We start from the raw sequence: 25,494 nt of genomic DNA, 5'->3' as shown, positions 1-25,494 counted from the left end.
GATTCCGCAAAGCCGAAGACGACGGGGTCCGGTCAGGATTCCGTGAGGGCGGCGACGACCAGGTCCGCGAGCAGCTCCCCCGCCGTGCCCTCCGGGTCCAGATCGGGGTCGTAGATGGTGATGTTGAGTCCGACGCCGTGCGGGGAGCGCACCAACGGGCTCAGCAGCGCGAGGAGTTCGTCGGGGAGCAGCCCGTCGGGGTCCGGGCTGTCCACGGCGGGCATCACGGACGGGTCCAGGCAGCCGGCGTCGAGGCGGGCCCAGAAGCCCTCCAGGTGCGGGAGTTCGAGGGTCTGCACGGTGGCCCGCGCGATCGCCTCCGCGCCCCATTCACGCAGTTCGCCGACGGTCACCGTCTGGATCTTCAGCGCGGCGAGCTCGTCCCGCTCGCTGTCGTAGTCGCGGATGCCGAAGAGGCGTACGTCCTCGTCCCGCAGATAGGGTTTCAGCCCTTCGAGGTCGGTGAGGTCGTCCTGTCCGCGGCCGGTCGCGAGGGCCAGTTCCTCGCCACCGGCGGCGCCGAATCCGGTCCGAGTTGCCGGGGTGGCGGAAGTCGGCCGATCCTCCCCCACTGCCTTAAGGGCGTGGGAGGTGCCCCCATCGGCGGCGAGCCCGAACCGGCCGATGCGGCGCAGCGCGAGCGAGGCGCCGAGCTGGATGGAGCAGTCGCCGCCGAGGACGACGGGCAGGTCACCGGCGCGCACGTGGCGGGCGCAGGCCCAGGTTGGAAGGGGCGTCCAGCACCACGATGTTCCGCATGGGCTCACCCTCACCCATGGGGAGGCCGGCGGGGAGGGCGTTCCGGTGGTGCCGGTCAACCGGTCAGCCGCTGCGGACCATCTCCGCCGTGATCGCCCACCGCTCGTGGTCCCGCCAGGCCCCGTCGATGTATATGAAGTCCGGCGAGAAGCCCTCCAGGCGGAAGCCGCAGCGCCGGGCGAGTGCGAGGGAGGCGGCGTTCCCCGGCTGTGCGTTGATTTCGAGGCGGTGCAGCCCCATCGTGGTGAAGGCGTACCGCACGACGAGCCCGAGCCCCTCGGCCATCAGCCCGCGTCCGGCGGCGTGCGCGAAGGCGCCGTATCCCAGTGCCCCGCAGAGGAAGCCGCCCTCGACGATGTTGTTGATGTTGATGAACCCGGCGATGCCTCCGCCGTCCCGTTCGCAGACGAGGAACCCGGCCTTGGTCGGATCCTGGATGAGCCGGCCCGCGTACGCGGCATAGGTGGCGGCGCTGCCGGGCGGAAAGAGCCACGGCTGGTGCAGATCCTTGCTCTCGCGGGCCCGCGCGGTGAACTCGGCACCGTCCTCGTAGGTGAAGTGGCGTATACCGACACGAGGGCCTTCGGCGAGGTAACCGGCGTTCTCAGACATTCCGTCACCCTACGCGAACGCGTCCTCAGCCTCGGCGCTTCATGGCGTACGCCCCGCACAGCCCGCCGATCACCCCGGTGCCGAGGAGCGCCATCCACAGCGGCATGGTCACTTCCGGAATGAGCAGTCGGATCTTGGTACTGCGGGTGTTCTCGAAGACGAAGATCAGGGCAAGGAGGGCCAGCGAGACGACACTGACCCTGCCGGGCGTGAGCAGCCCGCCGTGGCTCTTCCCGCCGCTCGCGCCGGCACTCTCGGAGGTCTTCGGACTCATGCGCTCAGCATGAGTCGCGAGGTGCCGGCCCGCGCGGTGGGAGGTTCCTCCGGGTGACCCGGATCTCCGGCCTCCGAGGGCGTTCAGTCCCCGACGACCGGCAGCTCCAGGGTGCCCGTGTCCCCGCGCGCGCTGGTCACGGTCACCGGCTTCACCCCCCTGTTCCCGAGGTACGCGTCGTCACTGGCGGCGACGACGAACTGGAGCCGGTGCCCGGCCTCGTACCGGTGCACGATCCCGGGCAGCGTGACGGTGAAGCTCTTCGTGACGTCCGGCACCCGCACGGGCGCCACCAGCCGGTGCACCAGCGTCTTGGTGCCGTCGGGCGCCACGTCGTACAGCTTGGCGAAGAGGACCAGCTTGTCGGCGGCGTTGTCGGAGTTCTGCACGCGCTCGGTCGCCGGCGACACCACCTTCAGCGTGGCCCGGGGCGCGCCGACCACGTCGACCGCCCGGGTCAGGGGCTCGCTCGTCCAGCCGAGGTAGGTGCCCTCGGTGTCGTACGGCGCCGGGTCCGGCAGTCCGACGATCCCGGCCAGGGAGCTCTCGGAGTGGCTCGTGGGCACCAGCCAGTTGCGGTACTCCCGGCTGCCGCGCGCGACCTTCTCGCGGTTGTCGACGAGCTTGCCGTCTCCGGAGAGGTACAGCTTCTGGCTGAGCGCGGGTACCCGCCGGGCCGTGGCGTAGGTGTGGTCCGGGTCGGCGATCCAGTCACGGTAGTAGGCGAAGGCGGGGCCCGTGTCGACGCCCTTGCGGTGCTGGAGATAGCGGTCGAACCAGGCGAGGATCCGCCGGCCGACGTAACTTGTCTCCAAGTTGCCCTGGCCGAGGTTGAGTTCACCGGTCGCCGGGTCGGTGAGCCCGCCGCTGTGTCCCCACGACTGCCAGATCATCTTCGTCGTCACGCCCTGCGCCCTGAGGGTCTTGTACGTCGCTGTCGCCTCGTTGAGATTGAAGAGGCTGTCGGCCTGCCCCTGGACGAGGAGGGTCGGCGCCTGCACCTTGCGCAGATACGAGACGGGCGACACGCTGCGCGCGTAGCTGAGCAGCGGTCCGGTCCTGTCGGCCGGATAGCTCCCCGAGTTCAGGGTCCGGATCGTGTCGCAGGCGTCGCTCACGAAGTGCAGACAGGCGAGGGAGTTGATCCGGGAGGGGTCCAGGTTCGGCGCGGTCAGCGGCTGGCTCTCGCCGATCAGGTAGAAGCCGTTGGCCCACTGCCACTTGTAGGCGCCGGGCACATCGCGGGCGCCGGCCGCGCTGTTGGGGTCCAGCGCGTACGCCAGGTCGTTCCAGGTGATCAGCGGGACGAGCGCGTCGACGCGGTGGTCCACGGCGGCCGTGGCCATCTGGACGGCGCCGCCGTACGAGCCGCCGATCATGCCGACGCGGGGGTCGCCCTTGCCGTCCTGGGTGACGTAGTCGGCCTTCGTGCCGTCGTCGGCGGCCCGTGTGCCCGCCAGGAAGTCGACGAGCCGGGACGCGGCCACGCCGTCGATGCGCGGGTCGTCGAGCGAGATCAGACAGCCCGACTTGCCGAAACCGAGCCCCGAGTAGATGAGCCCCACATAGCCGCGCGCCGCGAACGCCTTGCCGATCGCGTCCGTCGAACCGTCCGACTTGCTCCCGCCGAAGCCGTTGGTGGCGAGCACGGCGGGCGCGGTGTGCTCGCGGTCCACGCCCGCGGGCCGGTACAGATCGGCGTCGACCGTGCAGGTGCGGCCACCGGCCTGGACCGTGAACTTCACTGCGGTGACGGTGTATTGGCCCGTGGCCGAGGCGGGCGGTGCGGTGAACGCGAGCGGTGCGGCGAGCGCGGCACCGAGGGCCAGGGCGAGCGAGGCACGGGATCTGGGCACACGCGAGCGACGGGACACGTAGACCTCCACGCTGAGGACAACCCGACTACTGGCCGGTAAGTACCGGCCGGTAGTCATGCTGTGACACGTGTCAGACAACGGTCAATCACCGTGCCGGGTGTTTCTTGACGGAGATTCAGTGAACGGCCGGGCCCGTGACCGCTGCGACCGCCGTAACTGCCGCGACCGCCGTGCGCGGCAGTCGCGGGCCCTGCCACCCTCGTCAGGCGAGCGCGGGCTCGTCCAGCGTCAACGTCCCCGCGTCCGCGTCCAGTTCGGCCTCGACGCCGAACGGAATCGTCAGCGCACCCTCCCCGTGCCCGAACCCGAACTCCTCGACGATCGGCACCCCGAGCCCACCGAGCCGGTCGGCCAGCAGCGCCCGCACCTCCTCGTAGGGCGCGCACTCCGCCCAGGAGCCCAGCAGGATCCCGGCGACCCCGTCGAACCAGCCGGCACGCAGCAGTTGGGTGAGATAGCGGTCCAGGCGGTACGTCTCCTCGCCGACGTCCTCCAGGCAGAGCAGCCCGCCCCGCGCGGAGGGCCGGGCGTGCGGGGTGCCCAGGTCGGCGGCGAGCAGGGACAGGCACCCGCCGAGCAGGACACCCCGGGCGCGCCCGGGCACGAGAGCGGCCCCTCGGCCGGAGGACGTGATGGTGCGTACCGTCTCCGGCTCGAAGAGGGTCGCCCGCAGATGCTCCTGCGCCCGCGTGTTCTTGATGAAGTCGATGCCGGCTGCCATCGGGCCGTGCAGGGTCGCGAGGCCCACGCGGGTCGCGAACGCCTCGTGCAGCGCGGTGATGTCGCTGAACCCGAGGAACACCTTGGGGCGCGCGGCCCGTATCGCGTCCCAGTCGAGGAGGTCGACCATGCGCTGCACACCGTATCCGCCACGGGCGCACAGCACGGCGTCCACGTCCGGGTCGCACCAGGCGGCCTGGAAGTCGGCGGCCCGGTCGGTGTCCGTGCCCGCCAGGTAGTCGAACTGGCCATGCCGGTCCAGGACATGGGGCCCTACCACCGGGTCGAGATCCCACCCGCGCAGAATGTCGAGGCCCGCTTCCAGCCGCGCCTCGGGCACCGGGCCACTGGGCGCGACGACGGCGACACGGGCTCCGGGGACAAGACGCCGGGGTCGGGTCAGGGGGGTCACTGACGTCACTCGGTGTGCTCCAATTCTTGGGCGATCGGCCTCACTTGGCCAGCTCCAACGTGGGGATGCCGGGCGGGTTCAGCCCGAAGACCTGTGCGTACAGCGAGAGTTCGGACTCCAGGACCCGCACCATCGTCTCGGCCCGCCTGAAGCCGTGCCCCTCGCCCTCGAAGGCGATGTAGGCATGCGGCACGCGTCGCCCCTCTCCCTCCAGCCTGGCCAGGAACCGCTCGCACTGCGCGGGCGGACAGATGACGTCGTCGAGCCCCTGGAGCAGCAGGAACGGCGCGGTGACCCGGTCGGCGCGCTCGGTGGGCGACCGTTCCGCGTACCGGCCGGGCACCTCCGCGAGCGGCCCGACCAGCGTCTCCAGGTACTGCGACTCGAAGTCATGGGTCTCCCCCGAACCCCATCCGACGAGGTCGAGGATCGGGTAGAGGATCGTGCCGCAGGCGTACACATCGGTGCTCGTCAGGGACGCGGCCGTGGTCCAGCCGCCCGCGCTGCCCCCGCGGATGGCGAGCCGCCGCCGGTCGGCGGTGCCCTCCTCGGCGAGCGCGTGCGCGACGGCCGCGCAGTCCTCGACGTCGACGACGCCCCACTGCTCGCGCAGCCGGTTGCGGTACTCCCGCCCGTGTCCCGTCGACCCCCCATAGTTGACCTCCGCGACGCCGATCCCGCGCGAGGTGAAGTAGGCGATCTCCAGGTCGAGGACGAGGGGCGACCGGCCGGTGGGGCCGCCGTGCGCCCAGACGACGTACGGCGGCAGCTCGTCGCCGGGGGCGACATGGCCTGGGTGGTGCGGTGGATAGATGTGCGCGTGGATCTCGCGCCCCGCGGGCCCGTTGAAGGTGCGGATCTGCGGCTCCGGGTAGTGCGCGGGGTCCACCGGGTCGTCGTGCGCGGCGCCGATCACCCGGGCCCGCCCGGTGCCGGCGTCCAGCTCGACGACCTCGTACGCGCTGCGTGGGCTGGCTCCGACGCCCACGACCCTGCTGCCGTGCGCGGCGAGCGTCGGGGCGAACTCGGTCCAGGGACCCGCCGCGTCGACGACCTCGCCGGTCTCCGGGTCCAGTATCCCGAGCGCGGTGGCGCCGCGTCCGTGCACGACGGCGATCAGCCCGGTCGCCAGCGGCGCGAACCAGCGGTACCCGATCCGCCACAGCGACCCGCCGAACTCCTCCTCGCGCGGGCAGACGGCCGTCCCCTCGCCGTCCTGGCCGAGCCGGTACAGATTCCACCACCCGGTGCGGTCACTGACGTACAACAGGGTGCCGTCGGGGGCCCAGTCGGCCTGGACCACGGACTCCTCCGGGCCGCCGGCGACGGACCGCGCGGCGTGCAGCGTGCCGTCCTCGGCCACATCCGCCAGGACCACCTCCGTCCCGTCCCACGGCATCCTTGGGTGGTCCCAGGCGAGCCAGGCCGCCTGCCCGCCGTCGGGCGAGAGCCGGGGCCCGGTGACGAACCGGTGCCGTCCGTCGGTCAGTTCCCGTACGGCGTCCCGGTCCCGCGCCGCCGATCCGTCCAACGGCACCGCGGCGACGACGCGTCGTACGTCGGTCGGCCCGTCCCCGGTGAACTCCTCAAGGACGCACCACACTTCACCCCGCTCCACCATCAACTGCGGGTCCACCCAGCGCAGCCCCTCACCCACGGGTGACACGGGAGTCAACGGAAGTGGTTCGCCGCCGACTTCGTACCGGTACAGCCGCTGATCGGCGAAGTTCACGAAGACCACCAGGGGGCCCTCGGGGCGCATGACCCCGGCCCATGGGTGACCGCCGTACTCGATGACGCGGCTGCGTACGTTCCAGGGGGCCGGCAGTACCGGCTCCTCCGTGCCGTCGGCCTTCCGCCGTACGAGTGTGCGCCGTCCGCCTTCCGTGGGCCGGGGCTCGGTCCACCAGGCCTCGTCGCCGACGAAGCCCACGAACTCGGGGTGCCCGTCGTGCGCGGCGGCGAGCGTCGCGTCGATCGGCGAGGGCCACGAACCGTACGCAAGGGTCTGCATCTCGTCCCCCTAGGCCGTGCGCAGAAAGCGGTCGAGGACACGGACACCGAAGTGGAGCGCCTCGACCGGCACGCGCTCGTCGACGCCGTGGAAGAGGGCCTGGTAGTCGAAGCCCTCCGGGAGCTTCAGGGGCGCGAACCCGTATCCGGTGATGCCGAGGCGCGAGAACTGCTTGGCGTCCGTGCCGCCCGACATGCAGTACGGCACCACATGCCCTTCGGGCGCGAACTCCTCGACGGCCGCGCGCATCTTCGCGTACGTCGCGGAGTCCACCGGCGCCTGGAGGGCCACCTCACGGTGGTGGAACTCCCACTCCACGTCCGGTCCGGTGAGCTGGTCGAGGGTCGTGCGGAACTCGTCCTCGCAGCCGTGCAGATAGCGGCCGTCCACATAAGCGACGGCCTCCCCCGGGATCACGTTGATCTTGTAACCGGCGCTCAGCATGGTCGGGTTGGCGCTGTTGCGGACGGTCGCCTCGACGAGGGCGGCGGCCGGCCCGAGCTTGTCCAGGAGGATGTCCATGCCTTCGGGGTCCGCGGGGTCACCGTCGATGCCGTAGAGGGCGGCGAGTTCGGTCAGTGCGGCGCGCACGGTCGGGGTGAGCCGCAGCGGCCACTCGTACGCCCCGATCCGGGCGATCGCGGCGGCGAGTCGCGTCACCGCGTTGCTCCGGTTCACCTTGGAGCCGTGTCCCGCACGCCCGCGCGCGGTGAGCTTGAGCCAGCCGGTGCCGCGCTCGCCCGCGGCGATCGGATACAGCTGTCTGCCGCCGCCGTCGTGGAAGGTGAAGGCCCCCGACTCGCTGACGCCCTCGGTGCAGCCCTCGAAGAGACCGGGGTGCTCGTCGGCGAGGAACCCCGAGCCGTCCTCGGCGCTCGCCTCCTCGTCGGCGGTGAACGCGATGACGATGTCACGGCGAGGGCGCATCCCGCCGCGCGCCCAGTGGCGTACGACCGCCAGGATCATCGCGTCCATGTTCTTCATGTCGACCGCGCCGCGCCCCCAGACGACCCCGTCGCGGATCTCCCCGGAGAACGGGTGCACGCTCCAGTCCTCCGCCTGCGCGGGCACGACGTCCAGATGACCGTGGACGAGCAGCGCGTCGGCGGACGGGTCGGTGCCCTCGATGCGGGCGACGACGTTCGTACGCCCCTTCGTGCGCTCCAGGAGTGTGGGTTCCAGGCCCGCTTCGGCCAGCAGCGCGGCGGCGTACTCGGCGGCCGGGCGCTCCTGGCAGTCCCCGCCGCCGTGGTTGGTCGTGTCGATCCGGATGAGATCGGAGGTGAACCGGACGACTTCGTCGAGAGCGAGTGCGTCGTCGCCGAGAGCGTGTGCGTCAGCCATACTGCTCCTCCACCGCGGCCGAGACGATCGTGGTGACCGCCTTGAAGGTACGAATCCCCTCATACATGGTGTCGCTGGTGTACGCCACCTTGCGCTCCCCAATGCGCTCGACACCGGGCACGACGGTGGCGGCCATCGACAGGTGCTCGGCGTCGAACTCCATCGCGATCGTGAACGGGCCGCCGACGACCGGCTCGTGACGCACCGCCAGCGACGCGGCCTCCTTGGCCGCGGCCCGGATGTCGGCGGCGGTCCTGGAGGGCGTACGGCACACGGCCGCGTAGCGGGACACATGGTCCTTGACGGCGACCTTCAGCGCCTCGGGCGCGTACCCCAGCGCGTCCTCGCAGGCCACGTCGTCGCCGGTGACCAGGACGACCGGCACCCCGTACTCGGCGACGACGTGCGCGTTGAGCAGCCCCTCACTCGCCCGTATGTCGTTGACCCATACGCCGGTGAGGGAGTTCGCGAGATAGGTGTGCGCGAGGACGCCCTCCATGCCGGCGCCCGCGTGATAGCCGACGAAGGCGATGCCGTCCACGTCGTCGTGCTGCACGCCCTCCACCATGGACAGCGATTTATGCCGCCCGGTGAGCATCTCCGCTCTCTCGTCCAGCCGCTCAAGGAGCAGGTTCCGCATGCTCCAGTGGGCTTCGTTGATCAGCACCTCGTCGGCGCCGCCGTCGAAGAAACCGAGCACGGCGGCATTCACGTCCGAGGTGAACATCGAGCGGCACCGCTCCCACTGCGGAGTCCCCGGCAGCACGTCGGCCGGCCAGGTCACACCCGTGGCGCCTTCCATGTCGGCACTGATGAGGATCTTCATGCTGCGTCACGTTACGCCCGGACAAGGGAACCGGCTACGACGCGGAGGGGAGACAGGAGCACTCCCTCTCTTGACGCATCCCCGAATAACGGAAACACTGTAGCCGTTAAAATGTGGTGCATTCGGAGGTTGGCTTTGACGTCAACCGCCATCCAGGTACCTGACGCAACGGCAAGGAGCCACGCAAGGTGACAGCGCCTCCGCAGCCAAGCCTGCCGCTCCACCGACGGCCGGTACCGCGTGCCGTCGCGTTCCGGCTGATGGCGCTCGCCTTCGCCGTTGGACCGATCTCAACGACCGCGCGTGGCCGTCCCTCCGGCGGCCACAGGCTCACCTCTCGCCGATTGAGCGACGGACACCGCCGCGCGGCCGCTTGGGCCATTTCGGATACATCGTAGCCGATATATTTGGGAGGGACACCCGAACGACTCGCCCGTGCGAGCGGCCGCGGTCAGTGCTGCGTGAGTCCTCCGGGCGCCTGGCCCGCTTCACGTCTGGCCAGTTCCAGTCCGTCGAGAAGCAGGTCCAGGCCGAACCGGAACTCCTCGTGCAGGGGTACGGAGGTCAGGTCGTCGGCCGCGGCCGTCGTGGCCGGATAGGCGGCCGCATCCAGGGAGTGGTAGTAGTCCCGCAACTGGACTTGGTCCTCGGGGCGCGGCGTTCCGGGGCCGTACTGCTGGATGGCGAAGCCGATCACGTAGTGGCCGATGGCGGTGAAGGCGCGAGCGGCCAGGGCTACCGAGAACCCGTGGCCCAGGAGCAGCTTGATGAGCCGTTCCCTGACGCGCAGCCCGTTGGGGCCGACGGGAACCTGGGCCGCCAGCAGGGGCAGCGCGTGGGGATGCCGGCGCAGGTTGTCGTAGAAGGCCTCCGCGGCGGCGGTCACGGCTTCCCGCCAGGCGAGGCCGTCCAGTTCCTCGGGCGGGATGCGGACTTCGCCCAGGATCCTGTCGGCCACGAGGGCGAGGAGTTCGTCCTTGCCGTTGAAGTGCCGGTAGAGCGTCGCCGTGCCCGAGTCCAGGGCGTCGGCGAGCATGCGCAGGGTCAGCGCCTGGATCCCGACCTCGTCGATGAGCTTCAGGGCGGCGTCGACGATGCGGCCGGCGTCCATCGGGGGACGCCCGCGCCGGTAGGCGGGAGCGGGCTCCCGGCTCGCCCACCAGGCAGGACTGCCCGGGACGGGCTGGACCTCCGACACCATGAAACAGCCGCCCTCTCAGCCAGACGTACCGAGCCATCCAGAAACGAGACTTTCGGCATTATCGTATCCGTTTCGGGTGCCACGGAGCCCTTCCAGGCCGCGCCGAGCCGCATACCGACGGCCGCGCCGCCCGCGTCACGCCCAGCCGGTCCGGCGGCCTGCTCCAGCATCACGGCGGGCCGTCATCCCGACTCGCGCCGACCATGCGTACACGACCCCTTGCGACCCGACCCGCACCTCGCCCCGGTGGCCCGGCCCCGAAAATCGGATACGCTGTATCCGAAATGAGGGCCGAGCCGTGGCCCAGGAGACCGGATGAAAGACACCCTCCCGAGTGAGGCCCCGCGCAGCACACCGCGGCCGCTCGCCACCTTCTTCTGAAAGATCATTTGAGGTTGATCAACATGACTGAACCCCACGACATCGACGTACTCGTCGTCGGAGGCGGCCCGACCGGTTCCACCCTGGCGGCCGACCTGCTGCGGCGCGGGCTGCGCGTGCGCGTGGTCGACAAGGCACCGCACGCCTTCAAGGGATCGCGCGCCAAGGGCGTCCAGCCGCGCACCCAGGAGGTCTTCGAGGACCTCGGCGTACTGCGTGAGGCAGAGGCGGAGGGTGCGCCGTACCCGCTCGCGGGACTCCACCTCGGACCGGTCACCGCGCCATGGAAGATGCAGCAGCGGAACAAGCCGACCCCGGACGTGCCCTACCCGAACATCCTGCTGCTGCCGCAGTTCCGCACCGACGCCATCCTGCACCGCCTGCTCGACCGCCTCGGACTGAGCATCGAGTACGGCGTCGCACTGGAGGGCTTCGAGCAGGACGCCGACTGTGTGACGGCGACGCTCACCTCGGGCGAGCGGGTACGCAGCCGATACCTGGTCGGCGCCGACGGCGGCGGCAGCACCGTCCGACAGAGCGCCGGCCTCCAGTTCGCCGGGGAGACCGACGAGTCCGACCGGACCCTCATCATCGACGGCGTGATCGACGGTCTGTCCCGCGACCGGTGGCACATGTGGCCCCGCGCGTCCGCGGGAGCATGCCCGCTGCCGCACTCCGACCTGTTCCAGGTGATGATCCGTCTGAAGCCGGACGACACACCGGACCTCGACGAAGCCGCGCTGACCGCCCGGTTCCACGACCTCACCGGGCTGCGGCTGCACGACATCACCTGGACCTCGGTGTTCCGGCCCAACGTCCGGCTCGTCGAGCACTACCGCGCCGGCCGGGTCTTCCTCGCCGGCGATGCCGCCCACGTGCACACCCCAGCCGGCGCCCAGGGGCTCAACACCGGCGTGCAGGACGCCTACAACCTCGGCTGGAAACTCGGCCAGGTCATCGCCGGCGCACCGGACAGCCTCCTCGACAGCTACGAGGCCGAGCGACTGCCCATCGCCGCACGCGTCCTCGGCAAGTCCAGCGAACTGTACTCAAGCCTCAGCCGACACCAGGTCTCCGGCCTCAAGCGCGGAGACGAGGAACGCCAGCTCGAACTCTCGTACCACGGCGGCCCGCTCGCACCCACCGATGCTCCGGACACCAAGAGCCTGCACGTCGGCGACCGGGCACCGGACGCACCCTGCACCGCCCCCGGCGCCCGACGCCTGTTCGACGCCTACCAGGGACCGCACTTCACCTTGCTGGCCTTCGGAAGCGATGCCGCAAAGGCGCTGCCCGAACTGACCTGGCCGGCCGACGGCGTCGAACTGCGCCGCTACACCGTCCGCACCGGACGCGGGATCGATGAAGGTTTCCTCACCGACACCACCGGCAGGCTCACCGACATCTATGGCATCACCGGTGACACTCTGATCCTCGTCCGGCCGGACGGATACATCGGAAGCATCATCACCGGCGACTGGGCACAGGCCTTCACCACCGCGGCCAAGGCACTCACTCCGGCATGACCCGGCCGCGGCGCGCGGCAGGTGGCACCCGGACCACCGGCATCACCCGGTACGCCCCGCCACCAGCCACTTCGACGGCAGTTCGATACGCGAGCCGTCGGCCGTGTACTCGGTCGTGACCAGGGGGGTTTCGCCGCTCGCGAGGACCGTGAGGCCCGCGGCGCGGAGGTACTCGGGGACGGCGGCGTCCGCGACCTCGCCGGGGGCGATGCCGTGCCGGAAGACCGGGGCGAGCTTGGGCGGCGGGCCGTCGGCGCTCTGTGCCAGGCCCCTCAGCACCAGGCCCGCGGCCTCGGCGAGTTCGACGAGGAAGACCCGGCCGCGCTCCCCCACCAGCGTCGCCAGGCCGTCCACCAACGGCTGCCGGTCGTCCGGCTCGGCCTGATGGAGCACACCCCGCATATAGAGGTTGGCGTCGCCGAGCTCCGCGTGCAGCGTCTCCGCCTCGGTCTTCTCGGCCGCGTCGAGCAGCCTGTACACGGCCTGCCCCGCCGGGTCGGCGCGGCGGGCGTGGTCCAGCGCCGCGGCCGACAGGTCGGCGCCGACGACGTGCGGGAAGCGGTCGGCCAGGAAGCGGGTCTGCGTGCCGTTGCCACAGCCGAGGTCCACGACCGGCAGGCCGGGAGCCGCCAAGTGCGGTTCGAAGAAGGCGAGATGAACGCCGACGGTCAGCGCGGGCTCGGCGTCCCAGAAGACCGCCCCCTGTTCGTCGGAGGCCTCGCTCCAGAAGCCCTCCCAGGCTTGCCTGTACCGGCTCGTCACACTCATGCCCGCTCCCCAGGTTGCGACCTCGGCCCGCCGGGACCTGGCAGGCCAGATCGGTTTATCGCGCCCGGCGCGAAGCGACAAGCGGGCGGCGCATTCCTTCACTGCTCATTCGATACCCGTACGCCTGCGCACACCGCGTGCGCCCCGCCCCTCCCGGGCGTCGCGGGAACACGTCAACGGCGCGGGAGCGTCAGTTCGAACCACACGGTCTTGCCCGCGCTGGTCCGGCTGGTCCCCCACTCGCGGGCCAGCGTGCTGACGACGCGCAGGCCGCGCCCGAACTCGTCGCCGGGTCCGGCGCTGAGCAGCGTCGGCAGCGTGTGGTCGTCGTCGTCCACCTCGCACAGCAGGGTGTCGCCCCGGACGAGCCGCAGCTCTATCTGGCGGCTGTGCGCGTGCCGTACGGCATTGGTGACCAGCTCACTCACCATCAGCTCGGCGCTGTCAACGAGGCCTGCCAGGCCCCACACATGCAGCTGTTCGCGGACCACCGCGCGTGCCCTGCCCACCTCGATCGGGTCCAGCGACAGCCGCCACTCGGCGACGGCTTCGGACGCGATGCCGTTGAGCCGGGCCATCAGCAGGGCGACGTCGTCCTTGCGGCCGCCACGGGTGTTGAGCGCGCTGATGATGGTGTTGCAGGCGTCGTCCATGGACGCGGCCGGGTGGGCCGCGGACTCGCAGAGCGTCGCGAGGCCGACGCCGATGTCCTCGCCGCGCACCTCGACCAGTCCGTCGGTGCACATCACGAGCCGGTCGCCGGGCGCCACCCGCACGCGAACCGCCTCGAAGGGCACTCCGCCGACTCCGATGGGCGCGCCCGTCGGGAGATCGAGCAGCTCGCTGTATCCGTCCTCGGCACGGACCAGAACGGGTGGGATGTGGCCCGCGTTGGCGATCTGAAGCTCCCCGGCGATGGGATCGTAGACGGCGTACAAACAGGTCGCGAGGTAGTTGTCGCCCAGCCGTTGGGCCAGGTCGTCGAGGTTGCGCAGCAGCTGGGCGGGCGGCAGGTCGAGCGCGGCCATGGTCTGGACGGCCGTACGCAACTGGCCCATCATCGCGGCCGAGTTGAGGCCGTGGCCCATCACGTCGCCGACGACCAGGGCGGTGCGCGAGCCGGGCAGCTTCACCGAGTCGAACCAGTCACCGCCGACCCGCCCGAGGAGCGTGCCGGGCAGATAGCGGGTCGCGATGTCACAGCCGGCCATGCGGGGCGCGATGTGCGGCAGCATGCTGTCCTGGAGGGTCTCGGCGACGCTCTCCTGGTAGGTGTACATGCGCGCGTTGTCGAGCACGAGGCCCGCGCGGGCGGCCAGTTCGGCGCCGGTGACCCGGTCCATGTCGTTGAACTCGACGCGCTCGGGGTGGCGCAGCAGGATCATGAACCCGAGGACCACATTGCGGGCCTTCAGAGGCACGACCAGCATGGAGCGGTTGGTGATGAGCGGCCTGATGTCGCGCTTCTCGAACTGCGCGGCGATCATGTGCCCCATCTGTTCACTGATGCGCGGCACGAGGACGGGCTCACCGGTGGTCATGCACTGGAAGAACGGTGTGTGCGCCGGAAAGGGCATGGCCTCGCCGACCGGCACGACGTCGTCCCAGCGGCCGGGCTCGTCCGTGTGCTCCAAGGCGACCCGGTGCCACATGGTGGTGGTGTCGGGCACCCCTTCGGGGAAACCCTCACCGGCGACGACCTGTTCGCGCAGGTATGTGCCCGCCACATCCGTGAAGCGCGGCACGACGGCGCGGCTGACCTCGAGAATGGTCTGTGTCAGGTCGAGGGAGGTGCCGATGCGGCCGCTGACCTCGTTGAGGAATTCCAGGCGCTCGCGCACGGCGACGTATTCGAGGTCCTCGCCCTCGTCCTGGACGTCCCGCGGCACGGGCGCGCCGTAGGCCGCCGCGCGGGCGGCCCGTTCACGGCGCGCCTTGCGCTCGGTCCGCCGGGGCACACCCCAGTCGGGGGTGACGGGCACCCGGTCGTTCTGGCTGAACTCCAGGACGGGATAGCCCAGTTCCAGAACCTGCGCGACGATGCGGGCGCTCTCGCCCACGCTCATGCTGGGCAGGATCTCGGGGAGCCGGCGGGCCAGGCCCTCGGCACCGGGGAAGTCGGTGTGCAGCGCGAAGCCGGGCGCGATGCGCTCGACGGCCGCCCCGTCGGCGTCGTCGCCCTCGTGACGCATCGCGGCCGCGTCGGCGGCGAGCACCAGCAGCCGCTCCCGTCCGGGCCCCACCAGGGGATAGGCCCACCACAGGACGTCGGTCCGGTCGTGACCGGCCACCGTGAGGCGGGCCCGCCCGGCGGCCGGGTAGGAGAGCCGCCCGTCGAGGGAGGACTCCAGGTCGGGGCCGAGTCCGTCGTATGCCGCGTACGCCCCGTAAGGCGCTGTGTCGTCGTCCTCGGGGAGCGCGCCCGAGACGGGGAGCAGGTCGACGGCGGGGCGGCCCACCGCGTCCTCTTTGGGGGCGCCGAAAAGGCGCCTGGCGCCGGTGCTCCAGTGCGAGACGAGACCGTCACGGTCCACTGTCACCACGGCCAGCGGGATGCGGCCGACGGCGGCGTACTCCGCCGCGCCGTTGCCAGCTTCACGGCTGGGAGCTGCGCCCGCTTCGGTGCCACGGTCCATGGCCCAGGCCCTTTCTTCCCACGGCTCCGCAAGATCTGTGCCGCCTCCACTACCGTACGGCGGTGGCCCGTTGCCATGTGTGGCAATACGGGAATTGACCTCTCCGGGGGCGGCTCCGGCGCACGACGGGCCGACTCACGCCCCATTCGCCCGCTCCGTCACGCCCCCATCCCCAGTGGTCTCCTCCGTCTTCTCTCCCTGGTCTTCCCTAGTCTTCATGCCCCAGTTGCAAGTCCCGTTCCGTCCTGCCGCCCCCGGCGACCTGGAGCACGGTGGCCACCGGCGGATAGCCGGCCGCGATGACGGTGTACTCGCCGGAGGACAGGTCGACGAACCGGAACGTTCCCTCAGCGCCCGTGGTGAGCGTGTCCACCACATTGCCCGCGGCGTCCAGGAGCGTCACGCGCGCGTCCTCGACGGGCCGTCCGCCGCCCGCCCGTACGGTGCCGCGCAGCACGGCGCCGCCGGCGAGTTCGACGTCCTGGCGGGTCTCGCGGGCGGCCTGGACGGAGACAGGCAGCGCGGCCGGGCGGAACGCGGGCGCGCTGGCGGCGAGGGTGTACTCGCCCGCCACCAGCTCCGTGATGACATAGCCGCCTTCGCGCCCGCTGCGGGTGGTGGCCACCACCTCGCCGTGCACATTGGTGAGCGTGACCGTGGCCTCGCGCACCGGGGTGCCGTCCGCGGTCAGCACGCTTCCGGCGAGGCGTCCGGCGCCGCCGAGCACGACGTCCAGTTCCACGGGACGTTCGCCGACGGTCACCGAGACGGCCTGCGGCTGGTGGCCGCCCGCCGCGGCGATCAGGACGTAGGACCCCGAGCCGGGCGTGGACAGCGCGTACCGCCCGTCCTCGCCGCTGGCGCCCCGCCCGATCTGCTGTCCCGCGACGTCGATGAGGGTGAGCGCGGCGCGTGGCACGACGGTGCCGTCGGGGTGCTGCACCGTGCCGCAGACGGGAATCCCGGCGGCGTACGCCGAACGGGCCTGCGGGATATGGGCGTTCACCTGCGCGGACTCCGGGTCGGCGGTGGGAGCGTTGTGGGACACCAGCGGTTTCTCCTTGAGGAAGAAGGCGATGAGCAGGCCGAGGACGAGCACCGGCACCAGATAGAGGAAGATCCGCGGCATGGCGTCCGCGTAGGCACCGATGTAGTCGTCACGCAGAGCGGCGGGCATCGCGTGGACGAGCTGGGGGGTGATGGACTTGGAGTCCGGAATTCCGGTGCCCCCGCGCGCGGGGAGACGATCGGCGAGCGCGTCGGCGAGCCGGCCCGCGAAGAGCGTGCCGAAGACGGCGGCTCCGACGCTGCCGCCGATCTGCCGGAAGTAGTTGTTGGCGCTGGTCGCGGTACCGAGGTCGGCCGGGCGTACGGAGTTCTGCACGGCGAGGACCAGGACCGGCATCACCATGCCGATGCCCGCGCCCAGTACGGCCATCCAGATGCTGTAGTGCAGGCGTGGGGTGTCGGCTTCGAGGCGCGACAGCAGCCACATGCCGACGGCGGAGAGGGCGCTGCCGAGGACCGGGTAGACCTTGTAGCGGCCGGTGCGGCTGATGAGTTGCCCAGAGACGACCGAGGTGCCGACGATGCCGCCCATCATGGGGAGCATCAGGAGCCCGGACTCGGTGGCGCTGGCCCCGTCGACCATCTGAAGGAACGTGGGCAGGTAACTGGCGGCTCCGAAGAGGGCCACGCCGATGACCAGGCCCACCAGCGCGGTGACGTTGAAGACGCCGTCCTTGAACAGCCGCAGCGGGATGAGGGGTTCGGCCGCGAAGCGCTCGGCGACGAAGAAGAGGATCGTCGCGGCGAGCGCGCCCGCCCCGAGCCCCAGGATGACCCGCGAGCCCCACGCGTACTCGGTGCCGCCCCAACTGGTCAGCAGCACCAAGCACGTTGAAGCGGCGGCGAGGAGCAGTACCCCGAGCAGGTCGACGCGTCCCCTGGCGGTGGGCTTCGGCAGCTTCAGTACGACGGTGACGACGGCCAGCGTCACCAGGCCGAAGGGCACGTTGATGTAGAAACACCACCTCCAGGAGAGGTGGTCCGTGAAATAGCCGCCCAGGAGAGGGCCGGCAACCGAGGCGAGGCCGAACGCGGCGCCGATCAGGCCCATGAAGCGGCCGCGTTCGCGCGGCGGCACGATGTCCGCGATGATCGCCTGCACGCCGATCATGAGGCCGCCCGCGCCGACGCCCTGGATCGCGCGGAAGGCGATCAACTCGTCCATGGTGCGCGACCATCCGGCGAGCGCCGAGCCGACGACGAAGACGGCGATCGCGAACTGGAAGACGCCCTTGCGGCCGAAGAGGTCGCCGAATTTGCCGTAGACGGGGAGTCCGACGGTGGAGGTGAGCAGATAGGCGGTGATCGCCCAGGACATCTTGTCCAGCCCGTGCAGCTCCCCGACGATCTTCGGGAGCGCGGTGGCCACGATCATCTGGTCCAGGGCGGCGAGCAGCAGGGCGAGCATGAGTCCGAAGAAGACCAACCGCACCTGGCGTGGTCCGAGTTGGACGGGCTCGGCCGGCGCCTCAGTGGATTTCTGCGGGGGCGCGGCAGCCGGTTGGTCCTTCACCAGAGTGATCCCGCCCACGTACCGCTCCCCTCGTCGCACCCACTGCACAATTCCCGCTTATCGCGACAACTGCGAGTAAGCGCGACGAGTTACGGCGTACCGTCGCGCGACAGGGAGATCCACTCGAAACGGTGAGGGCGCAACACGCCCTGGAGAGTTGCCTCTTGGACGGTGCGCCCTCGCGGAGTCGCCCCTCGGGCTACTTCTCCACCTCGGTGGCGAGCTTGTCGAGCAGCGCGTCGTAGATCCGGCCGAGGCCCTTGGGCGCGAAGGTCTTCTCGAAGAAGCCGCCGATGCCGCCCGCGCCGTTCCAGACGGTGCTGATCACGACGCGCGACGCACCCTCGCCGGCCGGGGTGACCCGCCAGGTGGTGACCATCGAGGAGTTGCGGTCCTTCTCGACGAGCTCGCCGTCGGTGGGCTCGCTGACTTCGAGCAGGCAGTCACGGACGCGCTTGCTGGTGGCCTGGAGCTTCCAGTGGACGAGGGTGCCCTCGCCGTCGCCGCCCTCACGCACCTCGTACTCGCTGAAGTGCTCGGGCAGCAGCTTCGCTCGCGTGCCGCTGTAGTCGGCCAGGGCGTCGAACACCGCCTCCGCGTCCGCCGCGATGACCCGCTCCGTCGTGGCCTCGACCTGCGCCATGGCACTTCCTCCAGCAATTGGTTCCTCGGGGGTGTGCGGCCACCCAACCACCAGGCGGCCGAGCCACCCAAATCGGGGGTCCCCGGCAGAGCCCGAATACGAGGTCGCACGATCAAGGGAACATGTGTTCTATTCTGTGGCCAGTGCTATCGAGGAGGCGTCATGCGCTGGGACAACCTCACAGTGGACCCCGCCGGGGACCCCGCTCCGGACGCCGCGCTGTTCGGCGCGGACGCGGTGACCACCCGCACCTTCGACACTCCGGAGTTCCGTGGGATCACCTTCCACGAGATCCGGGCGCGGTCGATCGTGAACCGGGTGCCGGGGGCTTCCCGAATGCCCTTCGAGTGGACGGTCAACCCCTATCGGGGGTGCACGCACGCGTGCGTCTACTGCTTCGCGCGCAAGACGCACAGCTATCTGGACCTCGACACGGGACTCGACTTCGACTCGCAGATCGTGGTGAAGGTCAACGCGCCGGACCTGTTGCGCCGCCAGCTCGCCTCGCGCCGCTGGCACGGCGAGCACATCGCGATGGGCACCAACGTCGACTGTTATCAGCGGGCGGAGGGCCGCTACCGGCTGATGCCCGGGATCATCGCAGCCCTGCGCGACCACGCGAACCCCTTCTCGATCCTGACGAAGGGCACGCTGATCCTGCGTGACCTCGACCTCCTGAAGCAGGCGTCCGAGGTCACCGACGTCGGCATCTCCGTCTCCGTGGGCTTCACCGACCCCGAGCTGTGGCGCACCGTCGAGCCGGGCACACCGGCCCCGGAGCGCCGCCTGGACGTCGTCCGCACCCTGACCGACCACGGCATCGGCTGCGGCGTCCTGATGGCCCCCGTGATCCCCTTCCTGGGCGACCATCCGGCCCAGCTGCGCGCCACCGTACGCGCCGTCGCGGCCTCCGGCGCCACCTCGGTGACCCCACTGGTGCTGCACCTTCGGCCCGGCGCCCGCGAGTGGTTCATGGCCTGGCTGGAGCACCACCACCCGTACCTCGTACGCCGTTACGAGCGGCTGTACGCCGAGGGGGCCTACGCCCCGAAGTGGTACCAGCGCCGGATCACCCGTCAGGTCCACGAGCTGGCCCAGGAGTACGGCATCGGCCCCACGCGCGCGGGGATGCCCCGCAGGATCACCGCCCCCGCCGAGCCGCCCGCGCCCCAGGAGCCGACCCAGCTCACGCTGCTCTGACGACTCCTTCGAAACCGCTCAGCCGACGTCCGTGAACACTTCCGACGGCATCCGAAACACTTCTGACGGCATCCGAGCGCATCCCGCGGCGCAATCGGGTCAAATCTTGCCAGAACGGGTTCTTCCGACCCCCCTCTCCGGGACGATGCGGCGAAGGCCGTGGCGTGCACGGCTCAGAATCCTCCGTCCTGGGAGGCCTTGTGAAGAAACGCGCAGCTGCTCTGTGCGGAGCTGCCGCCGTGGTGGCCGGGATGATCACGTCGATCCCCGCCGACGCGAGCGCCGGCTCCGCGACCGCACCGCGCACCACCCAGACCGCGAAGCCCACCTGGAAGAAGTGCGGCACCAGCGCCTATCCGACGCTTCAGTGCGCCTCACTGAAGGTGCCGCTGGACCACTCGCACCCCGGCGGCCCGCAGATCACACTGGCGCTCTCACGCGTTCCGCACACCGCGAAGACGTACCAGGGGCCGCTGCTCGTGAACCCTGGCGGTCCCGGCGGCAGCGGGCTCAAGCTGGCCGGCTTCGTGGCGTCCTCGCTGCCGAAGAAGGTGGCCGCGCAGTACGACGTCATCGGCTTCGACCCCCGTGGCGTGGGCGCGAGCAAGCCCGCCCTGGACTGCGAGCCCGGGCACTTCAACGCGGTACGCCCCGACACCGTGCCCAGCACCCCGGCCATGGAGAAGGCCAACCTCGACCGCGCCAAGGCCTTCGCCGAGGCGTGCGGCAAGAAGTACGCGAGCGTGCTGCCGTACATCGACACGGTGAGCGCGGTCCAGGACATGGACTCGATCCGCAGCGCGCTCGGCGCCGAGAAGATCAACTACTTCGGGTACTCGTACGGCACCTACCTCGGCGCCGTGTACGCGAAGCTCTACCCGAACCGCGTGCGCCGCCTGGTCCTGGACTCCATCGTCGACCCCAACGGCGTCTGGTACGACGACAACATCGGTCAGGACTACGCCTTCAACGACCGCCACCTGGCCTTCATGGCCTGGGTCGCCAAGCACAACGCGACGTACAAGCTCGGCACCGACCCGGCCAAGGTCGAGACCAAGTGGTACGCGATGCGCGCGGCGCTCGCCAAGAAGCCCGCACAGAAGAAGGTGGGCGCCTCCGAACTGGAGGACACCTACATCCCCGGCGGCTACTACAACGGCTACTGGCCCTCCCTCGCCGAGGCGTTCGCGGCCTATGTGAACGACAAGAACACGGACCCGCTCGTCGAGGCGTACGACAACTTCGCCGCCGTCGACGCCTCGGGCGACAACGGCTACAGCGTCTACACCGCGGTGCAGTGCCGTGACACCTCCTGGCCACGCGACTGGAACCAGTGGCGCGAGGACAACTGGGCGGTGTACGACAAGGCGCCGCTGATGGTCTGGAACAACGCCTGGTACAACGCGCCGTGCGCCTTCTGGCCGACGCACTCGCTCGAGCCGGTGGACATCGCCAACGCCGCCCTGCCGCCGGCACTGCTGTTCCAGGCCACGAACGACGCGGCCACCCCGTACGAGGGCGGTGTCACCGTCCATCACCAGCTGCGCGGCTCCAGCCTGGTGGTCGAACAGGGCGGCGGGAACCACGGCATCACGCTGAGCGGGAACACCTGCCTGGACAAGTACCTGGCGGCGTATCTGACCGACGGCAAGCTGCCGCACAGCGGTGGCGAGATCGACGCGGTGTGCAAGACACTGCCCGACCCGGAGCCGCTGAGGACGAAGGCGGCGTCCACCTCCTCGCGCGGCTCGGCACTGCACGGACTGCTCGGCTTCCGGGGCTGAACCCTCCCCTGGCGGCGGCCCGTCGGGGGCATTGTCAGACCCATGGTCCACCATGGACGCATGAGTGAGCTGACGCGTATTTCCGCCCCCGACGGGGTCGCCCCCGCGACCGCGTACACGCACGTCGTCATGGGCACGGGCCGCTTCGTCGCGGTCTCGGGCCAGCTCGCCCTGGACGAGGACGGCAAGCTCGTCGGCGAGGGCGACCCGGACGCGCAGGCCCGCCAGGTCTTCGAGAACCTGCGCCGGTGTCTCACCGCCGCGGGGGCCACATTCGACGACGTCGTCAAACTCACCTTCTTCGTCACGGACATGGCCCACATGCCGGCCGTCCGCGCCGCCCGGGACGCGCACATACCCGCCGACCGCCTCCCGGCCGCGTCCGCGGTCCAGGTCGCCGCGCTGGTCCGCCCGGAGTTCCTGATGGAGATCGAGGCGTACGCGGTGGTCGGCGAGTGAGCGGGCTCCGCGTCCGTGAGATGACCCTGGACGACTGCCGACGCGTGGCCGAGATCCGCATCCGGAGCTGGCAGAGCGCGTACAAGGGGCTGATACCGCAGCCGTACCTCGACGCGCTCAGCGTGGACGAGGACGAGACACGGCGACGCGCGCGCTTCGAGCAGGGCGCCGGCGACGTGGTGAACCTGGTCGCCGAGCTGGACGGCGAGGTGGTCGGCTGGGCCTGCCACGGGCCGTACCGGGACGGCGAATTCCGCGCCGGGGACGTCGAGTTGTACGCGATCTATGTGCGTCCTGACCGGGTCGGAGAGGGCCTGGGGCGCGCGCTGCTGAGCGAGTCGGCCGGCCGGTGCGCGGCGGCCGGGCACGGGCGGATGCTGCTGTGGGTGCTCAAGGAGAACACCCCGGCCCGCCGCTTCTACGAGCGGGCCGGTTTCGGTCCCGACGGCGCCGAAGAGCCCTTCGAGGTGGGCGGGGTCGCGGTGCCCGAGGTGCGGTATGTGCGCGCGCTCACCGGCGTGGGCATCGACTGACCCGCGCCCGGGGTTTCGCGTCGGCGCCTGCTTGGCGACCGGCGCATCGGTAGCCGGGCGGCCGTGCCCTACTCCTTGGGCAGCCGCGCCAGCGCACGCACGGCCGCCTCCGCGAGCGCCGGATGCGCCAGCGCCTCGTTCAGGACGGGTCTCGCGCGTGCGTCCCCCAGGGCGCCCAGTCCCTCGACGCACGCGAGCGCGACCCTGCGGTACGGGTCGTGCGGGCGCAGCCTGCGCTCCAGGGTGGTGATCAGCGCGGGCACGGCCTCGGGGGCGCGCAGCTCGACCAGGAGTCGCACCGGGTGGAGCGCGTAGGCGACGCGCAGCTCGTTCGTGGCGAGCGCGGCCGCCGCGCGGGCCGTACGGGGGTCGCCGAGGCGGGCCAGGGCGTAGGCGGCGGACGCGCAGCGCTGCGGGTCGCGGTGGTTGAGCAGCAGGACGAGCGCCTCGAAGGCCCGCCGGTCGCCGGCGACCCCGAGCCGGAAGGCGACCAACTCCCGGGCCCACAACGGCTGTCCGGGCTCCGTCAGCGAGGCCGCGAGCTCGTCGGGGTCCTCGGCCGCCACAAGCCGCTCGTACACCGCCGAGCCCCCGGCCTCGCTCCGTACACGTTCCGTGAGTGATCGCAACGCTTCGTCCATGGCGGCGAGCCTAGAGAAACCTGTGAGGCGCCGGGACGTACATCACAAACTCAAGGGCTGGCGTGCTCGTTACTGGCGGGTTAAGCTCAGACGAGCGAGTTACCCACTCGCCTCTTACTTGCGGTGGCCTGGTGACGCAGTCGCCGCGAGAGCAGTCGGTTCGGTACTTCAGGTATCTGCGTACGACACGGCTCCGGGACAGGGCCGGTCGGTCATCACCGTTCCACGCGGCGTCCGTTCTTGGGCGCCCTCGGACGGCACCGGGCGTGTGCGCTCGTCAGCCCGGCAACACCCGCATCCTCCGCACTGTGTGCGCCTGTTGGCGTACCCGGGTGCGCTCCTCAGTCGTCACCCTCTCTCTGGAGTCCCGCGATGGCCACTCCCCTGTCCGACACCCCTCTGTCCCCGCTCAAGACCGTCGCCGTCGTCGGCCTCGGCACCATGGGCACCGGCATCGCCGAGGTCCTCGCCCGGGCCGGCCGCGAAGTGATCGGCATCGACATCAGCGAGGCCGCGGCCGCCCAGGCCGTCACGGCGCTCGAAGCCTCCACCGCCCGCGGTGTGCAGCGCGGGCGCTGCACCGAGCAGGAGCGCGCCGACGTCCTCGCCCGCTTCCGTACGTTCACCGATCTGCAGGCCGCGGCCGACGCCGACCTGGTCATCGAGGTGACCCCGGAGTCGTACGACATCAAGCAGCAGGTCTTCCGGGCGCTCGACACCATCGTGCGCCCCGAGACGATCCTCGCGACCGGCACCAACGCCCTGTCCGTGACGCGCCTCGCCGCCGACTCGGCCCACCCCGAGCGCGTGCTCGGCCTGCACTTCTTCAACCCGGCCCCGGCCATGAAGCTGGTCGAGGTCGTCTCGTCGGTGCTGACCGCGCCGGTGGCCGTCGCCGCCGTCACGGACCTGGCGCTCGAGCTCGGCAAGGAGCCCGTCGCGGTCGGCGACCGCCCCGGATTCGTCGCCGACGGGCTGCTGTTCGGCTACCTCAACCAGGCCGCCGCGATGTACGAGGCGAAGTACGCCTCCCGTGAGGACATCGACGCCGCCATGAAGCTCGGCTGCGGACTGCCGATGGGCCCGCTGGCGCTGCTCGACCTGATCGGCGTCGACACCGCGCGTACGGTCCTGGAGGCCATGTACGCCGAGTCGCACGACCGGCTGCACGCTCCCGCGCCCATCCTCAAGCAGCTCAGCGAGGCGGGCCTGACCGGCCGGAAGTCGGGGCGCGGCTTCTACTCGTACGAGGCTCCCGGCAGCGCCGCCGTCGTGCGGGACGCGCTGACGCCGCTGGAGGGCGCCGCCCTGGTCGAGGGCCGCACGATCCGCTCGGTCGGCGTCGCGGGCTCCGGCACGATGGCGTCCGGTATCGCCGAGGTCTTCGCGAAGGCAGGTTACGAAGTCGTCCTCGCCGCCCGCAGCGAGGAGAAGGCGCAGGCCGCCAAGGCCCGTATCGGCAAGTCGCTTTCGCGCTCCGTCGACAAGGGCCGGATGACGGCCGAGGCGGCGGCGCAGACGCTGGAGCGGATCACCCCGGCGGGTTCGTACGACGCCTTCTCCGACGTCGATCTGGCGCTGGAGGCGGTCGCCGAGGACCTGGAGATCAAGCAGCAGCTGTTCGCCACGTTCGACAAGGTCTGCAAGCCCGGCGCGATCCTGGCCACCACCACCTCGTCGCTGCCCGTCGTCGCCTGCGCCCGCGCCACCTCGCGCCCGCAGGACGTGATCGGCATGCACTTCTTCAACCCGGCGCCGGCGATGAAGCTCGTCGAGGTCGTGCGGACGGTGCTGACCGAGGACGACGTGCACGCCACCGTGCGCGAGGTCTGCGCGAAGATCCGCAAGCACCCGGTTGACTGCGGGGACCGGGCCGGCTTCATCGTGAACGCGCTGCTGTTCCCGTACCTGAACAACGCGATCAAGATGGTGCAGGAGCACTACGCGTCGCTGGACGACATCGACGCGGCGATGAAGCTGGGCGGCGGGTACCCGATGGGCCCGTTCGAGCTCCTGGACGTGGTCGGGCTCGATGTCTCGCTGGCCATCGAGAAGGTTCTGCACCGCGAGTTCCGTGACCCGGGCCTGGCCCCGGCGCCGCTCCTGGAGCACCTGGTGGCCGCGGGCTGCCTCGGCCGCAAGACGGGCCGCGGCTTCCGCGAATATGCCCGCCGCTGAGCGTCCGGGCGACTGGCTGCGAGACAGCGCCGACTGGGGCGGACTGCTCGGCCCGACCGGAAACCCCCCGCCCGTGGAGGGCGGGGGGATCCCCGGACATGCGCGCTCTCCTGCACACATGCAGT

Annotated in this window: 20 protein-coding genes; 6 read left to right on the top strand and 14 right to left on the bottom strand. The window is 70.8% G+C overall.

What is annotated here, in order from left to right; genetic code table 11:
• Positions 1 to 32: 32 nt before the first annotated feature.
• The 9 genes from AB5J50_RS42045 to AB5J50_RS42005 all read right to left on the bottom strand — a co-directional run bounded on the left by AB5J50_RS42045 (position 33) and on the right by AB5J50_RS42005 (position 10,039).
• Entirely contained in the window at positions 33 to 704 is a 672-nt protein-coding gene (locus AB5J50_RS42045) for an arginase family protein (RefSeq protein ID WP_369263862.1), read from the bottom strand.
• A gap of 118 nt (positions 705 to 822) precedes the next feature.
• Positions 823 to 1,371: a GNAT family N-acetyltransferase gene (locus AB5J50_RS42040; protein WP_369263861.1), complete on the bottom strand. Its 549-nt coding sequence runs from the start codon at positions 1,369 to 1,371 to the stop codon at positions 823 to 825.
• 25 nt (positions 1,372 to 1,396) lie between these two features.
• Positions 1,397 to 1,645: a DUF1049 domain-containing protein gene (locus AB5J50_RS42035; protein WP_327433272.1), complete on the bottom strand. Its 249-nt coding sequence runs from the start codon at positions 1,643 to 1,645 to the stop codon at positions 1,397 to 1,399.
• A gap of 83 nt (positions 1,646 to 1,728) precedes the next feature.
• The gene (locus tag AB5J50_RS42030; RefSeq protein ID WP_369263860.1) at positions 1,729 to 3,501 is read right to left on the bottom strand and encodes a CocE/NonD family hydrolase; all 1,773 of its coding nucleotides are present in this window, start codon (positions 3,499 to 3,501) and stop codon (positions 1,729 to 1,731) included.
• A gap of 223 nt (positions 3,502 to 3,724) precedes the next feature.
• Entirely contained in the window at positions 3,725 to 4,663 is a 939-nt protein-coding gene (locus AB5J50_RS42025) for an LD-carboxypeptidase (RefSeq protein ID WP_369263859.1), read from the bottom strand.
• A 31-nt stretch (positions 4,664 to 4,694) separates the two neighbouring features.
• Positions 4,695 to 6,668 (bottom strand): prolyl oligopeptidase family serine peptidase, encoded by a 1,974-nt coding sequence (locus tag AB5J50_RS42020; RefSeq protein WP_369263858.1) that lies wholly within the window; start codon positions 6,666 to 6,668, stop codon positions 4,695 to 4,697.
• 9 nt (positions 6,669 to 6,677) lie between these two features.
• On the bottom strand, positions 6,678 to 8,012 hold the full coding sequence (locus AB5J50_RS42015) for a M20/M25/M40 family metallo-hydrolase (protein WP_369263857.1): 1,335 nt from the start codon (positions 8,010 to 8,012) through the stop codon (positions 6,678 to 6,680).
• Entirely contained in the window at positions 8,005 to 8,838 is an 834-nt protein-coding gene (locus tag AB5J50_RS42010) for a M55 family metallopeptidase (RefSeq protein WP_369263856.1), read from the bottom strand. The genes AB5J50_RS42015 and AB5J50_RS42010 overlap by 8 nt, the downstream gene beginning before the upstream one ends.
• 451 nt (positions 8,839 to 9,289) lie before the next feature.
• Positions 9,290 to 10,039 (bottom strand): TetR/AcrR family transcriptional regulator, encoded by a 750-nt coding sequence (locus tag AB5J50_RS42005; protein ID WP_369263855.1) that lies wholly within the window; start codon positions 10,037 to 10,039, stop codon positions 9,290 to 9,292.
• 404 nt (positions 10,040 to 10,443) lie between these two features.
• Here AB5J50_RS42005 and AB5J50_RS42000 point away from each other — a divergent pair, with 404 nt between their 5' ends.
• A complete protein-coding gene (locus tag AB5J50_RS42000) occupies positions 10,444 to 11,946 on the top strand; it encodes an FAD-dependent monooxygenase (RefSeq protein WP_369263854.1) in 1,503 nt (500 codons plus the stop codon).
• Positions 11,947 to 11,988: 42 nt separating this feature from the next.
• Here AB5J50_RS42000 and AB5J50_RS41995 read toward each other — a convergent pair whose 3' ends face one another.
• From AB5J50_RS41995 to AB5J50_RS41980, 4 genes are all read right to left on the bottom strand, one after another.
• On the bottom strand, positions 11,989 to 12,714 hold the full coding sequence (locus AB5J50_RS41995; protein ID WP_369263853.1) for a class I SAM-dependent methyltransferase: 726 nt from the start codon (positions 12,712 to 12,714) through the stop codon (positions 11,989 to 11,991).
• Between the two features lie 173 nt (positions 12,715 to 12,887).
• Positions 12,888 to 15,350 carry a SpoIIE family protein phosphatase gene (locus AB5J50_RS41990; RefSeq protein WP_369263851.1) on the bottom strand — a complete coding sequence of 821 codons (2,463 nt, stop codon included), beginning with the start codon at positions 15,348 to 15,350 and terminating at the stop codon, positions 12,888 to 12,890.
• A gap of 208 nt (positions 15,351 to 15,558) precedes the next feature.
• On the bottom strand, positions 15,559 to 17,949 hold the full coding sequence (locus tag AB5J50_RS41985; RefSeq protein ID WP_369263850.1) for an MFS transporter: 2,391 nt from the start codon (positions 17,947 to 17,949) through the stop codon (positions 15,559 to 15,561).
• Positions 17,950 to 18,130: 181 nt separating this feature from the next.
• A complete protein-coding gene (locus AB5J50_RS41980; RefSeq protein WP_327433263.1) occupies positions 18,131 to 18,574 on the bottom strand; it encodes an SRPBCC family protein in 444 nt (147 codons plus the stop codon).
• Positions 18,575 to 18,736: 162 nt separating this feature from the next.
• Between AB5J50_RS41980 and AB5J50_RS41975 the strand changes: the two genes are divergently transcribed.
• The 4 genes from AB5J50_RS41975 to AB5J50_RS41960 all read left to right on the top strand — a co-directional run bounded on the left by AB5J50_RS41975 (position 18,737) and on the right by AB5J50_RS41960 (position 22,550).
• Positions 18,737 to 19,774, top strand: a complete 1,038-nt coding sequence (locus AB5J50_RS41975; protein WP_369263849.1) for an Rv2578c family radical SAM protein — start codon at positions 18,737 to 18,739, stop codon at positions 19,772 to 19,774.
• 200 nt (positions 19,775 to 19,974) lie between these two features.
• Entirely contained in the window at positions 19,975 to 21,558 is a 1,584-nt protein-coding gene (locus tag AB5J50_RS41970) for an alpha/beta hydrolase (RefSeq protein WP_369263848.1), read from the top strand.
• A 60-nt stretch (positions 21,559 to 21,618) separates the two neighbouring features.
• Positions 21,619 to 22,017, top strand: a complete 399-nt coding sequence (locus tag AB5J50_RS41965; protein ID WP_369263847.1) for a RidA family protein — start codon at positions 21,619 to 21,621, stop codon at positions 22,015 to 22,017.
• Entirely contained in the window at positions 22,014 to 22,550 is a 537-nt protein-coding gene (locus AB5J50_RS41960; RefSeq protein WP_369263846.1) for an N-acetyltransferase family protein, read from the top strand. The genes AB5J50_RS41965 and AB5J50_RS41960 overlap by 4 nt, the downstream gene beginning before the upstream one ends.
• Before the next feature lie 68 nt (positions 22,551 to 22,618).
• Here AB5J50_RS41960 and AB5J50_RS41955 read toward each other — a convergent pair whose 3' ends face one another.
• Positions 22,619 to 23,191 carry an adenylosuccinate lyase gene (locus AB5J50_RS41955; protein ID WP_369263845.1) on the bottom strand — a complete coding sequence of 191 codons (573 nt, stop codon included), beginning with the start codon at positions 23,189 to 23,191 and terminating at the stop codon, positions 22,619 to 22,621.
• A 372-nt stretch (positions 23,192 to 23,563) separates the two neighbouring features.
• On the opposite strand from AB5J50_RS41955, the gene AB5J50_RS41950 reads away from it, so the two are divergent.
• The gene (locus AB5J50_RS41950; RefSeq protein ID WP_369263844.1) at positions 23,564 to 25,369 is read left to right on the top strand and encodes a 3-hydroxyacyl-CoA dehydrogenase family protein; all 1,806 of its coding nucleotides are present in this window, start codon (positions 23,564 to 23,566) and stop codon (positions 25,367 to 25,369) included.
• The last annotated feature ends 125 nt before the right edge of the window (positions 25,370 to 25,494 follow it).

It is taken from the genome of Streptomyces sp. R35, assembly GCF_041053035.1.
Taxonomy (GTDB): domain Bacteria; phylum Actinomycetota; class Actinomycetes; order Streptomycetales; family Streptomycetaceae; genus Streptomyces; species Streptomyces lutosisoli.
The sequence above is the reverse complement of the archived record's forward strand: the minus strand, read 5'-3'. Positions and strand labels throughout refer to the sequence as shown.

Excerpts from the sequence above, each read along its gene's own strand:
- AB5J50_RS42040 (WP_369263861.1), bottom strand. The coding sequence starts at position 1,371 with ATGTCTGAGAACGCCGGTTACCTCGCCGAAGGCCCTCGTGTCGGTATA.
- AB5J50_RS42035 (WP_327433272.1), bottom strand. The coding sequence starts at position 1,645 with ATGAGTCCGAAGACCTCCGAGAGTGCCGGCGCGAGCGGCGGGAAGAGC.
- AB5J50_RS42020 (WP_369263858.1), bottom strand. The coding sequence starts at position 6,668 with ATGCAGACCCTTGCGTACGGTTCGTGGCCCTCGCCGATCGACGCGACG.
- AB5J50_RS42015 (WP_369263857.1), bottom strand. The coding sequence starts at position 8,012 with ATGGCTGACGCACACGCTCTCGGCGACGACGCACTCGCTCTCGACGAA.
- AB5J50_RS42010 (WP_369263856.1), bottom strand. The coding sequence starts at position 8,838 with ATGAAGATCCTCATCAGTGCCGACATGGAAGGCGCCACGGGTGTGACC.
- AB5J50_RS42005 (WP_369263855.1), bottom strand. The coding sequence starts at position 10,039 with ATGGTGTCGGAGGTCCAGCCCGTCCCGGGCAGTCCTGCCTGGTGGGCG.
- AB5J50_RS42000 (WP_369263854.1), top strand. The coding sequence starts at position 10,444 with ATGACTGAACCCCACGACATCGACGTACTCGTCGTCGGAGGCGGCCCG.
- AB5J50_RS41995 (WP_369263853.1), bottom strand. The coding sequence starts at position 12,714 with ATGAGTGTGACGAGCCGGTACAGGCAAGCCTGGGAGGGCTTCTGGAGC.
- AB5J50_RS41990 (WP_369263851.1), bottom strand. The coding sequence starts at position 15,350 with ATGGACCGTGGCACCGAAGCGGGCGCAGCTCCCAGCCGTGAAGCTGGC.
- AB5J50_RS41980 (WP_327433263.1), bottom strand. The coding sequence starts at position 18,574 with ATGGCGCAGGTCGAGGCCACGACGGAGCGGGTCATCGCGGCGGACGCG.
- AB5J50_RS41975 (WP_369263849.1), top strand. The coding sequence starts at position 18,737 with ATGCGCTGGGACAACCTCACAGTGGACCCCGCCGGGGACCCCGCTCCG.
- AB5J50_RS41965 (WP_369263847.1), top strand. The coding sequence starts at position 21,619 with ATGAGTGAGCTGACGCGTATTTCCGCCCCCGACGGGGTCGCCCCCGCG.
- AB5J50_RS41955 (WP_369263845.1), bottom strand. The coding sequence starts at position 23,191 with ATGGACGAAGCGTTGCGATCACTCACGGAACGTGTACGGAGCGAGGCC.
- AB5J50_RS41950 (WP_369263844.1), top strand. The coding sequence starts at position 23,564 with ATGGCCACTCCCCTGTCCGACACCCCTCTGTCCCCGCTCAAGACCGTC.